This window comes from Wolbachia endosymbiont of Menacanthus eurysternus, assembly GCA_029715105.1.
Classification (GTDB): Bacteria; Pseudomonadota; Alphaproteobacteria; order Rickettsiales; family Anaplasmataceae; genus Wolbachia.
The window spans coordinates 369,075-385,859 of record CP085695.1; the positions used below are offsets into that span (position 1 = coordinate 369,075).

Consider the following 16,785-nt stretch of genomic DNA (forward strand, 5'->3'; position numbering starts at 1 on the left):
CGAACTAAGCTTATTGACTTTATAACAATGGTTACCTTAAAGTAGTAGTTTACTGTAATAAAATATTAATTATTGTGATCTTTTTCTTTTATCTTTTTGCAATTTTTAACATTTTATCTGCTATTTGCGTGATTAGTGTTAACAACACTATGTATGCAGTGTTGTTTTTAATTTTAACTTTTATAAATTCTGCAGCTCTTTTTATCCTTCTTAAAGCTGAATTTATTGCTATGATAATACTAATAGTGCATGTTGGAGCAGTTATAGTATTATTTATATTTGTGGTCATGATGCTTGATACAGATTATATAAAATTACATCAGGGTTTTGTAAAGTATTTAACTATTGGTTTCGTATTGTGTGTCGTATTCTTATTCATTATTAGTTTTGCAATCTATAATTCAGAATCTGGTATAAATAATAATAATGCTGCTATAAGCCGTATTGATAATGTGAAATCTATCGGTAATTTTTTATACACTGATTATGCATACGCTTTTTATCTTTCTGGCATTTTATTGCTTGTTACGAGTATTGGTGTAATTATTCTCACCTTACATGATAAGAAAAAAAATAAAATTAAAAGACAAAGCGTATTAAAACAATTGACACAATCTTCGTCCGTAAAATTAGTTAAACCCGAATTTAGAAAGGGATTGGAATGGAAATAGGATTAAATCATTTTTTAATAGTTGCTGCTATTTTATTTACTATAGGAGTGAGTGGCATTTTTATTAATCGTAAAAGTATAATTAATATTCTATTATCAATAGAAATATTGTTGTTGGCAGTTAATATAAATTTAGTTGCTTTTTCTGCTTTTAACGATAACATAATTGGACAAGTCTTTGTTATGTTTGTATTGACTGTTGCAGCAGCTGAGTCAGCAACAGGACTCGCAATATTGGTAGTGTATTATAGGAGTCGAAGCAATATAGATATTGAACAAGTTAGCCTAATGAAAAAGTAAAATATGGCTGATATATTAAAATTAATAGTGTTTTTACCGCTTTTTAGTTCATTATCTTCTGCTTTCTTTCCTAGAAAAAATATTCTTAATCAATTAATAGCCATTGTAGGAATTGGGATATCTACTGTTTTATCATGGTACGTTTTTTTTGCTCTTTCTCAAAATTATCACTTAATTTTATTTTCTTTGTTTTCTTTAAGCGTTTTAAAAGTCGATTGGGCAATTAAAATTGATACTCTTTCATCTTTAATGCTAATTGTAATTACTACTATTTCTTTAGTAGTTCATATCTATTCTATTGGTTATATGAAATATGATAAAGGAAAATCTAGATTTTTTTCTTATTTATCATTGTTTACGTTTTGTATGATTATATTAGTTGTGAGCGATAATTTTATACAACTTTTTTTTGGCTGGGAAGGGGTTGGATTATGCTCTTACTTACTTATAGGATTTTGGTTTCAAAAACACTCTGCAAATAATGCAGCGTTTAAAGCATTTATTGTAAACAGGGTAGCAGATTTAGCATTATTAATTGGAATTTTTTTAGTTTACCATGTATTTCATACTTTAAAATTTATCGAGATTTTTGATGAAATTAATCATTTTAAACAGTGTACTGAAACAGTGTATCATAAGTTAAGAATGATTCATATAATGTGTATATTACTTTTTATTGGTTGTATGGGAAAATCTGCTCAGTTTGGTTTGCACGTTTGGCTTCCAGATGCTATGGAAGGACCGACTCCAGCTTCCGCACTTATTCATGCAGCTACTATGGTAGTGGCAGGTATATTTTTAATAGCAAGGTGTTCTCCGTTATTTGAATTATCAAGTTTAACGAAAGAATTAATGATAATTATTGGAACATTTACTGCATTTTTTGCGGCTGTTGTTGCAACTATTCAAAACGATATAAAAAAAATAATTGCTTATTCGACTTGTAGTCAACTTGGTCATATGTTTATGGCATGTGGCTTTTCTGCTTACAATATCGCTATTTTTCACTTAATGACACATGCCTTTTATAAGGCTTTGTTATTTCTTAGTGCAGGTAATGTAATTCATACAATGCATTCGCAAAATATTAAGAAAATGAAAAACTGCTGGAAAAAACTCCCGTGTACCTATACTTTTATTTGGATTGGATCTCTTGCGCTTTCTGGGATATTTCCATTTGCTGGTTTTTATTCAAAAGACTTAATAATTGAATATGCTTATAATACTAGTGGTTTTATTTTTATAATAAGCTTAATTATTGCGTTTTTTACTGCATTTTATTCTTGGAGATTTCTATTACTTATATTTCATAATCAAAATTATGATCAAAAACAAAATGAAATTGATATATATGAAGTACCAAAGATTATGATTATACCTCTATTAATACTTGTTTTTGGGTCTATGTATTCTGGAATATGGGGGAATAATATTTTATATATAACTAGTAACACATTTTGGAAATCAAGTTTAGTAATTACTGATGAACAGTATAAAACGCATCTTCTTATAAAGATATTACCAAATGTAATGAGTTTAAGTGGAATAATACTAGCATACTCAATTTATTTTTATAAAAGATTTCAACAAATTAAAAGCAAATTTCTATTTAAATTTTTGCAAAATAAATTATATATTGACGAAATATATGATTTTATCATAGTTGTACCGATGAGGTTTATATCTAAATTTTTGTGGAGATTTGATGTTGAGGTAATTGATTCATTTGGACCAAATGGTATAGTTTATTTAGTTAATAAATGTTCAAAATTTTCTACAAAACTACAAACAGGTTATGTATTTGATTATGCGTTTATTATGTTTATTACCTTAATAATTGGTACTTTATATATCATTGGAGTTAAACAATTAAAGTGTTACTAATTAGTATATTTTTATTTCCATTAATAGGAGCATTAATATTAACTCAAATTAAGGTCAGTCATAAGTCAATACATTTAGTGAAATTTATCTCTTTGTTTTTTACTATACTGCCGTTTTTGTTTAATATTATTGTATGTACTAAATTTGATTATAGTAAAGCAGATTTCCAGCTAGTTAGCTATCCAATTAAAAATATTGGCATAGGTATAGATGGTATATCGTTACTTTTTCTTTTACTTACAACTTTTCTATTTCTTATTTGTGTACTGTATAATAATACAGTAAGCTATATAGCTTTTAAAGCTTATATGATATTATTTTTATTACTCGAAAATTTCATAATAGGTTTTTTTATTTCACTGAATGCTATTAGCTTTTACATTTTTTTTGAAGCAACTCTAGTACCTACATTTTTTATTATCGGTATTTGGGGAGGAAAACAAAGGGTATATGCAGCATTTAAGTTGTTTCTTTATACACTTACAGGTTCATTATTTTTTTTACTTGGATTGATATATATGTATAACATGTTTGGAACATTTGATATACGAAAACTAATCATATTAATACCAAATCTTGATTTTTTTGCGCAATTATTGCTGTGGGTTGCATTTTTTATTTCTTTTGCAATAAAAATTCCGATGTTCCCATTTCATACATGGCTTCCTGATGCTCATGTGCAGTCTCCGACTACTGGATCGGTAATTTTAGCTGGATTGCTTATTAAAATGGGAGGATATGGTTTTTTAAGATTTTCTATTCCAATGTTACCTAAAGTGAACTTTTATTTTTCAAATTTCGTTGTTATACTAAGTGCGATTGCTGTAATATATACTTCATTAGTAGCATTTGCTCAAAATGATATAAAAAAATCAATAGCTTATTCCTCAATATCACATATGGGAATTGTGACTGCTGGACTCTTTTCATTTTGTGAAGAGGGTATGATTGGTGCTACATTCCAAATGATTAGTCATGGTCTCATTTCTGCTGCTTTATTTTTTTGTACTGGTATTCTCTACGCTAGAACTAGAACTTTAGAAATTATAGAATGTTTTGGAATAGTGAACATTATGCCAAAATTTAGTTTTATGTTTGTTTTGTTTTCATTGGCCTCAATCGGATTACCTGGAACTTCTGGATTTATAAGTGAGTTTTTGGCTATGGTAGGAGTATTTAAAAGAGGATTTTTTACTACAGGATTTATTGCCTCTGGTTTCATTTTGAATGCTGTTTACATGTTGAATTTATGTAAACAAATAATATGGGGATGTAATTATTCTAAATTAGTAGTTGATAGTTGTCTGAGTAATATAGAATTTTATGTTTTAATTTTATTTATGATACTTATTGTATTACTTGGATTTTATCCAACTCTTGCAATAAATTATTTAAGGCCATGTATAATGGATTTATTGAGTAACAACTATAAAGTTATATGAATTACATGCAAATACTGCCAGAGACATTTTTTGTTATTTTTTCATTAACATTGCTATTACTTGGAATTGTGCTTAATCGTCGTATTATTAATTTACTGGCGTTATGTTGCCTAATAAGCACCTTAATATTTTTGATTTTTTTAACAGAAAATAATGAAACTTTTTTATTCAGTTCATTATTGAAGTTTAACTTATACATTAGATTCGCACAGGGATTAATCCTCCTTGTAGGCATTTTAATATTTTTACTATTAAATTTATCAAAATATAAATATAAATATGAGTTTTCAATATTAATTCTTTTTGCATTATTTGGTATGATGACATTAGTTTCAGTAAATAATTTGATTTCTTTTTATTTAGCTTTTGAACTAATGAATATACCTTTATATATTCTTGCAAGCTTTAATAAAAATTCAATTTATTCATGTGAAGCTGGAGTAAAATATTTTACGCTTAGTGCATTATCTTCATGCATTATGTTATATGGAATATCTTTGCTGTATGGATATACAGGACAAATAAATTTTGCTCAGTTGAATTTTTTTGTACAGAATTATCAAATAACTTATGGAATAATTTTTGGATTTGCATTTATTCTTGTTGGTTTATATTTCAAGCTTGCCATTGTTCCTTTTCATATGTGGGCTCCAGATGTTTATCAAGGTGCTCCTACTATAGTAACTGTATTTTTTGCTATTGCTCCAAAAACTACGTTCATAACATTTTTAATTAGGTTAATAAATACTGAATTAGCAAGTATTAAAAACCATATTCAACCTATTTTTTTATATATTTCAACATTATCTATACTTGTTTCAGCTTTTGGAGCTTTACAACAAAAAAATTTAAAAAGGTTATTTGCCTATAGTTCAATAAGTCATATTGGTTTTATATTTGTTTCATTTTCTGTTTTTACTAAAATTGGAGCAAATAGTTCTTTAATATATTTAATAGTTTATATCCTAACAAATGTAGGATTATTTTCTTATTTTATACAAATAGATGACGATGACTGTAAAATCATAAATTTATCTGGTATAGGAAAAAAATACCCAGTTTTAGCATTTCATCTTTCTACATTATTGCTTTCTATGGCTGGAATACCTCCATATGCTGGCTTTTTTACTAAATTGCTTATATTTAGAAGTTTAATAAATTCAGGCTTTATTACTATATCCATAATCCTCATAATAGCAAGTGTTATATCATGCTTTTATTATCTAAATATTATAAAAGCTATGTACCTTGATGAAATCAGTAGTAACAATAAAATTGTTCATCCTGATAATTTTTTATTTATTATTACTTCAATGATTTCTTTAATTAATATTACTTTTTTCATATATATAGAGGATTTATATTCACTAATTCATTTAGTAACTAAGGGATTATAAAATGATTTTTAAAAAATTTGATGGATTTCATATTCATTACTATAGAAAAGTTTCTAGTACTAATAAAAAAGCACTTGATTTAATCAACGAAGGAATAATTTCAAATGAAACGGTTATTATTTCTGATGAACAAACAAACGGTAGAGGTCGTATAAAAAAAAAATGGATTTCTCCAAAAGGAAATTTTTATGCAAGTTTTATTATAGACTTATTAAATAATCGTTTTAATATAATTTCAGTATTTAGTTCTGGAATTGCTTGTTGGTGGAATACTGATGAACAAATTTTGCATAAGTTAACAGAATTAGTTTTTGTTGTAGCTATTGCTGTTGGCGATACATTATCTTTGTTCATAAAAACAAGTTATATTAGTTATAAATGGCCAAATGATATTTTGGTAGATGGTAAAAAAATAAGTGGAATTTTAATTGAAAAAAAATCCAATTCAAATTGGCTAGTTATAGGAATCGGGATTAATATCAATTGTACACCCCTTTTAGGGTCAACATGCATTAGTAATTATGGTAAATCTATATCTAATTTAAATTTATTAAAAGAGTTAATATTAAACTTTAATAAATTAAGAAAGCAGTGGATATGCGAGGGATTTTATATTATAAGAGAAATGTGGATGAAAAAAGCATTTAAAATAAATCAACAAGTTAGTATCAGATTATCTGATAAAAAATCATATAAAGGTATTTTCATTGGCATAGATAAATATGGTAAACTAATGTTACGCCAAAAAGGCAAAGTTTTGGTTTGTTCTGGTTCTATAGAGTTATTTATTAATGGTATATTGTGAATATATATGTAGTTTTTACTTACTTTATTTGTTTTTTATTAATTATTGGAAAACTATTTTTTACTATTTTTTATTATATTAAGAGTGAAAAAATTTTGAAAGATCTTAAAAATAACAATGAAAAAAAAATATAAAAGGTTATTTTTGATTTTAGGAATTTTCTTTTTTTTTAATTGTGCAATTTTTTTTGTTTTAACAACTCTTAAAGAGAATATTTCGTTTTTTTATACAGTAAGTGAAGCGATGATTTTGCTAAATAATCAAAATAAACAAAAATCTGTTATTCGTATTGGTGGAATGGTTATCGAGAATAGTGTAATACATAATGATAACGAAATAATTTTTCAAATAACAGATTTTAATAAAAGTATTAAAGTGAAATATTATGGAATATTACCACCAATGTTTTCGGAAAAAAGTGGAGTTGTTGTACAAGGCCAGATACTTAAAAACGGTATATTTTTAGCAAATACAGTACTTGCAAAACACGATGAAAACTATATGCGTAAAAAAAAGTAGTAATATAAGTTTTTTACTTAAAATTACAATACTGGACTTTATTCTCGCTTATTTTACTTAAACAAAGTTCCAAAATTAAATTTGACATCCATTTTACAGTTAATTTATTCATTAATTTTATTAATATATTTGAGAAATACATTTATATTTTGAATAATTTATATATTAAACTATAGATAAATAATTAAAGTAGAAATAAAATTTTACATATCTTTATATATAAAAATCTTAAATTTTTATGTTTGTACATTTACGTGTTCATAGTATTTATTCATTACTTGAAAGTTCAGTTAAAATTGAAGAGTTAAGCGATATTTGCCTACAAAATAAAATGCCAGCAGTTGCTATAACTGATTCAGGTAACTTATTTGGTTCATTTGAATTTACAGAATGTATAATGAGCAAGGGAATACAACCAATAATAGGATGTAATATTATGGTTCGACACTTGGAGCAGTATCTATCTATATTACTGCTTGCTAAAAATAAGCAAGGATATGATAATCTAGTTATTTTAGTTAGTGAATCATTTAAAAAACGTGAAAACAATAGCGATATTCCTTACGTTAACTTTAACGAATTAGTGAATTTAAATTCAGGTCTAATAGCCTTAACTGGAGGTTATGATGGTATATTAGCTCAACTCTTATCGATGCAAGATAAAGAAATAATAAAAAAATTGCTTTTAGCATTCAATAATCATTTATATATTGAACTGCAACGTCATGGCCTTAATAAAGAGCTAGAACTTGAAGAAAGCTTGATAAATTTCGCTTATCAATACAATATACCGTTAGTTGCTACTAACGATGTATTTTTTCTTCATAAATCCGATTATGAAGCTTATAATGTATTAACGTGTATGCCAGATGGAAACTATGTTCTTAAAAAGAGCAGAAAGAAGGTAACTATTGAGCACTATTTCAAATCTGCAATAGAAATGGAAGAAATATTTAGTAATATTCCTGAAGCAATTCATAATACTTTAGTAATAGCAAAAAGATGCTCTTATATAATGAAAAGTAGGAAACCTATTTTACCTAAGTTTCCTTGCCAAAAAAATAAAACTGAAAATGAAGAACTTACAGAACAAGCAGTTGCAGGATTAAAACTTCGTATTACAAAAGAAAAAAGTATAAATATAAAAAGATATTACGATCGATTAAATCATGAATTAAATATAATAATATCGATGAACTATGCTGGTTACTTTTTAATAGTTTCTGATTTTATTCGTTGGAGTAAAACAAATGGTATTCCAGTCGGTCCAGGGAGAGGCTCTGGCGCCGGGTCAATTGTTGCTTGGGCATTGCAAATTACAGATCTTAATCCGATAAAATTTGGTTTAATTTTTGAAAGGTTTTTAAATCCTGATCGTATATCAATGCCTGACTTTGATATAGACTTTTGTCAAAAAAAAAGGGATTTAGTTATTGACTATGTTAGAAAAAAATATGGTTATGTTGCTCAAATAATCACTTTCGGAAAATTACAGGCAAGAGCAGTGTTACGTAATGTTGGAAGAGTATTACAGATTCCTTATTCTCGTGTTGATAAAATATCTAAAATGGTTCCGTTTAATCCTGTGAACCCTGTAACTTTATCACAAGCGATAAAATTTGATCAAAATTTGCAAAAAGAAAGAGACAGCGATGAAATAATTGCAAAACTTTTAGATATTTCTCTTAGACTTGAAGGAATATATCGTCATATTTCAACTCACGCAGCTGGAATTGTGATATGTGATCAAAAGCTGGAAAATTTTGTTCCAATTTATTACGATTCAAGTTCAGCTTTACCAATTACTCAATATAATATGAAATATGTTGAAAAAGTAGGATTAATAAAGTTTGACTTCTTGGGACTTGGCACACTTACTCTAATAGATCATATTTGTAGTTTGATTAATCGCAATGAAAAAAAAATTGATATTTCTTCTATTTCATTAAGTGACCAAAAAACTTATGAAATGCTTTCAATGGGTGATTCAATTGGAGTATTTCAACTTGAAAGTTCTGGAATGAGAGAGGTATTAGTAAAATTAAAACCAGATTGTATTGAGGACATTATCGCTTTAATTTCTCTTTATCGTCCAGGACCCATGGATAATATTTCAACTTATATTTCAAGAAAACATGGTCTTGAAAAGATAGATTATATTCATCCATTACTTGAAAAAGTATTAAAAGAAACATTTGGAGTAATAATTTACCAAGAACAAGTAATAGAAATAGCGCGCGTTCTTTCTGGATATGGTTTAGCTGAAGCAGATTTATTAAGACGTGCTATGGGTAAAAAAATTAAAAAAGAAATGGATAAACAACGTGAACTTTTCATACAAGGAGCAATGAAAAACAGAATTGATTATGATATGGCAAAACATATTTTTAATCTTGTTGCAAAATTTGCTGGTTATGGATTTAATAAATCTCATGCAGCAGCTTATGCAGTGCTATCTTATCAAACAGCTTATCTCAAGGCTAATTATCCACTAGAATTTTTTACAGCTTTAATGAACTTAAGTATTGATGATAAAGATAAATTAAATTTATTTTATCATGCTGCAAAATCTAATGGAATCTCTATTCTTCCACCTGACATAAATAAATCTAAAGCTCAATTTTTAATAGAAAACGGACATATCCGTTATGGAATTGCTGCTTTACGTAATGTTGGTTTCTCTGTTGCAGAAGAGATAATAAACACGCGCCTTAATGTCTATAATGATATATGGGAATTTATTCAAAGCTCTGGTTTGATAAATAAAAAAGCGTTAGAAAGCTTAATTAAGTCAGGAATATTTGATAGTATATATCAAAATAGGAAAGAGTTATATGAATCAGTAGATGCGTTGATTTATTTTGCAAATAAAAATAGATATTACAGAGAATCTAATCAAACTGTTTTATTCGATAATTTTTATGATCTCAAGCCTAAAATTGAGAGTAAAAAGGACTTTAATGAAGAAGAAAAATTAGAACATGAGTTATTTTCTTTAGGATTTTATTTGACAAATCATCCGCTTGAAAAATTTAGGGTAATCTTAAAAAAGTTGAACATTGGATTTATTAAAGAAAATGGAACGACAAAAATTGCTGGTGTGATAGTAAGTGTCCGTATGAGGACTTCAGGGCATGGAAGATTTGTCATACTTACGCTCTCTACTCCTCATAATATCTTTGAAATAACACTTTACAATAATAAAATTATAGAAAAAAAGAGAAATTTATTTTCGCAAGGGACATTTGTAATAATTGATCTTGAAGTTTCAGATAACATAACAAGATTAATAGGAAAAAATATATCTGAATTTACAGAAAAAATTGCTTCTATAATTAAAGAATTAGTATTATTAATTGGACGTATAAATTCACAAATAGCGATTATGGAACTACACTCAATACTGAAAAGTAATGGTACAACTAAAATCATACTAGAACTCTCTCTTGAGAATAGGAAAATAGTAAATATACTATTACCTGATACATATTTAATTACTCCTCAGATTCTTTATAAAATATCTAATTTAAATTGGATTAAAGATATAAAAATTAATACAAATAGCTTGCTTATATAAAAGATTTAAGTATACTGGAGCTAGTTGATATTAGAGAATATTTAAGTGAATCTTTATGAGTTTGTTTTTATAGCGCAACAAAGCCTCTTGCAACAAGAAGTAGAGGAAATATTACATGAATTGTGTGCTTTATTAAAAAACATAAAGATTGATATCATATTTCAGCAAATTGAAGATTTTACAAAAGAAAGAAAAGATAAGATTGCGGAGCAAGAGTTAAAAGTTCTTGTTAAAGAAATTCAAGAAAATGTAATTATCTATTCTAATTTTTTGGAAGTAGTTACGAGGATCTTATGGATTGAATTAAAAAAAGATCTTTTAAATTTAAAAGAAGTAAAGTCAAGGATTGATGATGAGTTAAAGCATATTAACTTAGGAAGTTTAGAAGAAATACAAAGTTTTGTAAACGAATTCTTAAAAGATAGTAAACAAGTTTCTAAAAGAACATTTATTTACAATATGACAAATCATTTGATGGAAAATATTTCAAAACATTTGATAAAACTTTTTTCTAAAATTTTAAAACATGATGAAACAAAAATAACTGTGTATTTTGATAACCAATTAAATAGAGAATTAGAAAAAATTTTAGGCAATATTACAGCTTCAGGGTTCATAAAGTATGAATATTGGGGTCTGTTAGATTTTGCATATCCAATAAATAAGATGAAAAGTGGTCATTATTGTGTAATGTGTATAAGTTCTACTCCCAGTATCATGAACGAGTTTATTCGTAAAGTAAAGCTTAATGAAAATATAATTCGCTATCTGTCTATTCGAGTCCGAGAATTTTTTGAAGGTGAATCTTGCATGATGAATAGGAATATTGGTGAACAAAGTGCATAATGACGAGAAAACGAGGTAATTTAAATAATTTTCATGTATCTGCAAATAACAGAGCTTATTTAAAGCGTTCTAGAGTTTGTCCTCTTGCTGAGTTAGAAGATGGAAAAATAAACTTTAAAAATATAGATTTATTATCTAAATATATTTCTGATTATGGTAGAATATTACCTAGAAGATTGACTGGTGTATGTGCGAAAAAACATAGAAAATTGCGTTCAGAAATTATAAAAGCTCGTTTTCTATCACTTATCCCTTACTGCACCAAAAAAACTTAAATAATTTATGTTAGTAATTTTAAAAGAAAACATAAGAACTCTTGGTAAGTTGGGTGGAATCGTAAAAGTAAAACCTGGTTATGCACGAAATTTTCTTTTTCCACAGAAAAAAGCTATTAAAGCTACTAAAGAAAATATGGCAAAATTAGAAAAACAACGTTTTTCCTTAGAAGAGGAGAATATAAAAAAGTTGAATTTAGCAAAGGAAATAGCAGCTTCTCTTATTAATAAGTTTATAATACTTATAAAACAAGCCTCTGAAGAAGGTAAGATTTTTGGCTCTATAACAACAAGAGAAATTGCGAAGTTTTTACTAAAAACTTATGCTTGTAAAATTGATCACCGTAAAATATCTTTTAATGGAATAAAAATAAGAAGTTTGGGTAAATATCGAGTAAATATAGAACTTCATAATGAGGTGATTGTACCAATGATAATTTATGTTGTAAGATCAGAGGCAGATGTACATAATCGATAATTATAAAATTGCAAAATAAAAATAGTATATAATAGTAAATTTTAAATCCTAAAGTAGGAGAAGTTAAACATAGTATGGGTTTATCTCTCTTTAGGAGAGGGTATATTCTACTTTTAATTTTCAGTGTTGAGGTAACCGTAGTCTAGCTGATATTTAGTCGTATGATAAATATTCCAAAATAATTTACAATATATAATTTAAGGTATATTCAAGCATAGCTTATAGTATTAATAAAGTTTTAATAGAAAGTATTTTACTTTAAAAAGTGAATTGGAATTTTATACATCCTTCTATTATTAGATCATTTCTACAATCTGTATCTACAATATAATTTGAGATATTAATTGATAATATTACACATGGTAACAATTTAAATTTTGTAATAGTATAATAAAGGGTACAAGAGAAATATTATATATACTACGAGGATAAATTTTAATTTCAACTTATGCTAATATCTGCTTTACTAATTACGCATAATTTTGTTATAATCTAACCTTTATTATTTTTAAAAATTTTATAGTGGTAACTTTAAGCGTGAGGGAAGCTTTATGTATAGCAATTAGGGAAGAAATGCGTAGTGATCCCAACGTGTTTATAATTGGCGAAGAAGTTGCAGAATACAATGGTGCCTATAAGGTAACAAAAGGGTTATTAAAAGAATTTGGAGAGAATAGAGTAATTGATACTCCTATTACTGAGCATGGATTTACCGGCCTTGCTATTGGAGCAGCATTTGCTGGACTTAAACCAATTGTAGAATTTATGACTTTTAATTTTTCTATGCAAGCTATTGATCAAATAGTGAACTCTGCAGCAAAAACAAATTACATGTCTGGTGGGCAACTTGGATGTCCTATAGTATTTCGGGGACCAAACGGTGCTGCATCTAGAGTTGCTGCGCAGCATTCTCAGTGCTTTGCATCTTGGTATTCGCACATACCAGGATTAAAAGTAATAGCTCCATACTTTGCCTCTGATTGTAGAGGTCTTCTTAAAGCTGCAATTCGAGACCCAAATCCAGTGATATTTTTAGAAAATGAAATTTCTTACGGACATAAACACGAAGTTTCCGATTCCGAATTATCGGATAAAGACTATCTACTTGAAATAGGTAAAGCTACCGTTATACGTAAAGGAAATGACGTAACTATAACAGCTTTCTCATTGCAATTAATGGATGCTTTAAATGCAGCAGAATTACTTTCTAAAAATGGTATAGAAGCTGAGGTTATTGATTTAAAATCATTAAGACCACTTGATATTGAAACTATTATTAATTCTATTAAAAAAACTAATAGGTTAGTTAGTGTAGAAGGAGGGTGGCCATTTGCTGGGATAGGTGCGGAACTTTCAGCTGCAGTTATGGAGCAAGGGTTTGATTATCTTGATGCTCCGGTCGCGCGCGTAACAAGTAAAGATGTTCCTATACCATATGCTGCAAATTTAGAAAAAGAGGCATTACCGCAAATAGAAGATATAGTTAGAGCTGTCAATTTAGTTTGTTTTAGAAAAATTTCTTAGCTACCTAGAAGAAAAAGCGTGGCTAGGCCCAGAAATATAAAAGCAGAAAAAATATCTGTTGTTGCTGATGTAAGGATTGAAGAAGAAACTGCAGGATCAGACTTTAAGCGATGCAATACTATAGGAATAAAAGTTCCAATAAATGTTGCAATAATCGACATCATGATCATAGAAACTACAAAAATAATTTCTACTTTAAAACTATGAAATCTTATAATTAATACTATTAGTGAAATAATGGATAGAATTATCCCATTTATAAGACCTATTAAAAATTCTTTTATTAATATTCTGTTTACATTTTGATCGGTCAAATATTTTGTTGCAATTGCTCTAATTGTGAGTGTTACTGTTTGAGATCCTGCATTTCCACTCATTGACGTGATTATTGGCATGACTATCGGTAACACTATAAAGCTCTCTATTACATTATCAAATAAACCAACTACTATAGAACAAATTGTTGCAGCTAAAAGATTAAATAATAACCAAGGTAATCTTTGAATTATAGTTTTATGTATAGGAGCGTTTATATCAGCCTTAGATGATACACCACTTATTTTTAAAACATCTTCTTCCGTCTCTTGTTGAACAACTTTTATTACATCTTCAATTAGGATAACACCAATAATTTTACCACGTTTATTTACTACTGGAGCTGACAATAAAGAGTAATCTTTGAATATTCTAGCAACTTCTTCTTGATCAACTCCAGTCTTAATAATTTTTATTTCTTGACTCATTATTTCTTTTATTATTGTTTCTCCTGGACTAAATATTACTTCATTTAAACTAATACTACCTATAGGTTCTAATTTTGAGTTAATAACAAAAATCTGATGAAATACCTTTGGTATTTTTCTATAGTTACGCAAAAATTCTATTAATTGATTTATCGTCCAATAATATGGAGCTATAACCATGTTTTTGTGTATTAGTCTTCCTGCACTTTCTTCTGGATATGATAATAATTCTTCTATTAACTTCTGAGTTGTATTTGGTAAATAGCGAAGTATACTCTCTATAGATTTTTTATCTAAGTCTTTTACTATTGTTGCTGTATCTTCTATTTTAAGCGAAGTAAGTAATTTTGCAGTGTCTTCTATTCCTAACATTTCTATAATTTCCATCTGTAAGCCTGGTATTACATGTATTAAAGCATCACTTAACAGATTTTTATCTAGAATATTGACTAATTTTTCTCTATGATCACTAATTGAAGTAGATAAAAAATAAGCCAATTGAACGCTATCTATGGTTTCTACAATATTACGAACATTCTCTATCTCTTCCTTATCAAGAGATTCAATTAGATCGTCAATAATTTTGTTATTTAAGCCATAATGAGAATTTATTTCAATATTCATATCTTCACCTTTTTTAAAATACATATAATTTGACTTTCTCTAAACGTTAGAGTACAATAAGAACGTTTTAAGTTAACTACTATATGGTTAAATTTCTATTTTGTGTACTGTTATTACTATTGATAATAAATATATTAAAATCTAGGGCATAGTGAGAGCTTATTTAGAGGTTTTTGAACGTTTTCAAAATTTGAATAAAAATATCTCTCTTGTTAAAAAAGTTTTTAACATACAAAAATTAAAGTTTCGTCTTGCGGAATTGGAATCACAAGCTGCGAGCGACGTCATATGGCAAGATAAGCAAAAAGCGCAAGAAATCCTAAAAGAGCGTTCTAAACTTAAAGGTGACATAGAACTCTTTTTGAGATTAGAAAATGATTATAATGATGCTATTCATTTGATGAAATTAGCTATCGATGAGAATGATGAAAAATTTTTTTATGAAATAAAGAATGAATTATTAAAATTAGAGAAATTAGTCAAACGTAAAGAAGAAGAATTCTTATTTACTGATGAAGCTGATAATAATAATTGCTTTTTAGAGATTCATTCAGGAGCCGGAGGGACGGAAAGTAATGATTGGGCTGAGATACTTATGCGTATGTATATGAGATGGGCAGAAATTTATCATAACTTTAAAATTGAAATTGTAGAAAAATTAAATGGAGAATCAGTCGGGATAAAATCTGTAACCATAAAAATTTTTGGAAAGAAAGCATATGGATGGGCAAAAAGCGAAAACGGCATCCATAGATTAGTTAGAATATCACCATTTGATGAAAATAATAAACGCCATACTACTTTTGCAAGTGTGGTTGTGATACCCGTAGTAAAAAATTCAATTAACATTATTATAAATGAAAAAGATTTAAAAATCAGTACTTATCGCGCTTCAGGTGCAGGTGGTCAGCATGTAAATAAAACTGAAAGTGCAGTGAGTATCACGCATATTCCAACAAATATAACGGTTCGTTGTCAAAATAGTCGCTCTCAGCACCAAAATAGACATGAAGCATTAGAATTGCTTAAGGGGCGTTTATATCAAATTGAATTAGAAAAAAAAGAAAAAAAAATGGCTGAAGAGTACGGAAAAAAATGTAATATGAGTTGGGGTAATCAAATTAGATCGTATGTTGTGCATCCGTATCAAATGGTAAAAGATTTAAGAACAGGATATGAAGTAAATAACGTAACTTCTGTTTTTGATGGTAACATAGATTGCTTTATAATCAGCGTTTTAATTAATAATAAAAATTAAGTATAAATTAATTTTATAGCATACAGTTAGGAACTATAAATGTGTAATTACACTTTATTTTTAAAAAAGTAAATTCTTATTTGAACTTATAGATTCTAAAGAATGTTTTATTTTAAAACTAATAAACATATTCATTAAGAAACAATAAATTATTATAATATATTTTAACTTATTCAAAGAATAATGTTTAAAACAAAATTGTTTTGTCTTTGTACAAATTTATTTTGTGCTTTCAATTTTTTTTGAAATATTTTATTTTAAAATTTTAACTATTAAAGAATTGCGCGCGTATTTACCTAATTGGTATTCATAAGTAAAACCATTAACCCATATTGACCATTTAATGCACATTTAGTTAAATTTACTTAAAAGTATTTATAAAATTTAGGAAAAACTCAACTTAAAAATTAAAAGATACCTGTAATTTAATTACAAATTTTAGT

At 27.3% G+C, this 16,785-nt stretch carries 14 protein-coding genes; 13 read left to right on the top strand and 1 reads right to left on the bottom strand.

Annotated features, from left to right (window positions below):
- Positions 1-74: 74 nt before the first annotated feature.
- The 12 genes from LJI21_01465 (at position 75) to LJI21_01520 (ending at position 13,717) form a co-directional block, all read left to right on the top strand.
- Positions 75-671 carry an NADH-quinone oxidoreductase subunit J gene (locus tag LJI21_01465; protein ID WFW29450.1) on the top strand — a complete coding sequence of 199 codons (597 nt, stop codon included), beginning with the start codon at positions 75-77 and terminating at the stop codon, positions 669-671.
- Positions 662-970, top strand: coding sequence for an NADH-quinone oxidoreductase subunit NuoK (gene nuoK, locus LJI21_01470; protein ID WFW29451.1), 309 nt, complete (start codon positions 662-664; stop codon positions 968-970). The genes LJI21_01465 and nuoK overlap by 10 nt, the downstream gene beginning before the upstream one ends.
- A 3-nt stretch (positions 971-973) precedes the next feature.
- Complete coding sequence (gene nuoL / locus LJI21_01475; protein ID WFW29452.1) at positions 974-2,854, top strand: NADH-quinone oxidoreductase subunit L; 1,881 nt, start codon at positions 974-976, stop codon at positions 2,852-2,854.
- On the top strand, positions 2,845-4,296 hold the full coding sequence (locus LJI21_01480; GenBank protein ID WFW29453.1) for an NADH-quinone oxidoreductase subunit M: 1,452 nt from the start codon (positions 2,845-2,847) through the stop codon (positions 4,294-4,296). Before nuoL ends, LJI21_01480 begins: the two co-directional genes overlap by 10 nt.
- Positions 4,293-5,693 (top strand): NADH-quinone oxidoreductase subunit N, encoded by a 1,401-nt coding sequence (locus tag LJI21_01485; protein ID WFW29454.1) that lies wholly within the window; start codon positions 4,293-4,295, stop codon positions 5,691-5,693. The genes LJI21_01480 and LJI21_01485 overlap by 4 nt, the downstream gene beginning before the upstream one ends.
- 1 nt (position 5,694) lies before the next feature.
- Positions 5,695-6,498, top strand: coding sequence for a biotin--[acetyl-CoA-carboxylase] ligase (locus LJI21_01490; protein WFW29455.1), 804 nt, complete (start codon positions 5,695-5,697; stop codon positions 6,496-6,498).
- Between the two features lie 117 nt (positions 6,499-6,615).
- The gene (gene ccmE, locus LJI21_01495) at positions 6,616-7,017 is read left to right on the top strand and encodes a cytochrome c maturation protein CcmE (protein WFW29456.1); all 402 of its coding nucleotides are present in this window, start codon (positions 6,616-6,618) and stop codon (positions 7,015-7,017) included.
- Positions 7,018-7,255: 238 nt separating this feature from the next.
- A complete protein-coding gene (gene dnaE, locus LJI21_01500; protein WFW29457.1) occupies positions 7,256-10,594 on the top strand; it encodes a DNA polymerase III subunit alpha in 3,339 nt (1,112 codons plus the stop codon).
- A 45-nt stretch (positions 10,595-10,639) separates the two neighbouring features.
- On the top strand, positions 10,640-11,440 hold the full coding sequence (gene rpsF / locus LJI21_01505) for a 30S ribosomal protein S6 (protein ID WFW29458.1): 801 nt from the start codon (positions 10,640-10,642) through the stop codon (positions 11,438-11,440).
- On the top strand, positions 11,440-11,715 hold the full coding sequence (gene rpsR / locus LJI21_01510) for a 30S ribosomal protein S18 (GenBank protein WFW29459.1): 276 nt from the start codon (positions 11,440-11,442) through the stop codon (positions 11,713-11,715). The genes rpsF and rpsR overlap by 1 nt, the downstream gene beginning before the upstream one ends.
- Positions 11,716-11,722: 7 nt before the next feature.
- Positions 11,723-12,193 (top strand): 50S ribosomal protein L9, encoded by a 471-nt coding sequence (rplI, locus tag LJI21_01515; protein ID WFW29460.1) that lies wholly within the window; start codon positions 11,723-11,725, stop codon positions 12,191-12,193.
- Between the two features lie 522 nt (positions 12,194-12,715).
- Positions 12,716-13,717 carry a pyruvate dehydrogenase complex E1 component subunit beta gene (locus LJI21_01520; GenBank protein WFW29461.1) on the top strand — a complete coding sequence of 334 codons (1,002 nt, stop codon included), beginning with the start codon at positions 12,716-12,718 and terminating at the stop codon, positions 13,715-13,717.
- Here LJI21_01520 and mgtE read toward each other — a convergent pair.
- Positions 13,714-15,084 (bottom strand): magnesium transporter, encoded by a 1,371-nt coding sequence (gene mgtE / locus LJI21_01525; protein WFW29462.1) that lies wholly within the window; start codon positions 15,082-15,084, stop codon positions 13,714-13,716. The two genes, LJI21_01520 and mgtE, sit on opposite strands and share 4 nt — an antisense overlap.
- Positions 15,085-15,235: 151 nt before the next feature.
- Between mgtE and prfB the strand changes: the two genes are divergently transcribed.
- Complete coding sequence (gene prfB, locus LJI21_01530; GenBank protein WFW29463.1) at positions 15,236-16,342, top strand: peptide chain release factor 2; 1,107 nt, start codon at positions 15,236-15,238, stop codon at positions 16,340-16,342.
- Positions 16,343-16,785: the final 443 nt, after the last annotated feature.

Excerpts from the sequence above, each read along its gene's own strand:
- rpsR (WFW29459.1), top strand. The coding sequence starts at position 11,440 with ATGACGAGAAAACGAGGTAATTTAAATAATTTTCATGTATCTGCAAAT.
- nuoL (WFW29452.1), top strand. The coding sequence starts at position 974 with ATGGCTGATATATTAAAATTAATAGTGTTTTTACCGCTTTTTAGTTCA.
- dnaE (WFW29457.1), top strand. The coding sequence starts at position 7,256 with ATGTTTGTACATTTACGTGTTCATAGTATTTATTCATTACTTGAAAGT.
- ccmE (WFW29456.1), top strand. The coding sequence starts at position 6,616 with ATGAAAAAAAAATATAAAAGGTTATTTTTGATTTTAGGAATTTTCTTT.
- LJI21_01490 (WFW29455.1), top strand. The coding sequence starts at position 5,695 with ATGATTTTTAAAAAATTTGATGGATTTCATATTCATTACTATAGAAAA.
- mgtE (WFW29462.1), bottom strand. The coding sequence starts at position 15,084 with ATGAATATTGAAATAAATTCTCATTATGGCTTAAATAACAAAATTATT.
- nuoK (WFW29451.1), top strand. The coding sequence starts at position 662 with ATGGAAATAGGATTAAATCATTTTTTAATAGTTGCTGCTATTTTATTT.
- LJI21_01485 (WFW29454.1), top strand. The coding sequence starts at position 4,293 with ATGAATTACATGCAAATACTGCCAGAGACATTTTTTGTTATTTTTTCA.
- rplI (WFW29460.1), top strand. The coding sequence starts at position 11,723 with ATGTTAGTAATTTTAAAAGAAAACATAAGAACTCTTGGTAAGTTGGGT.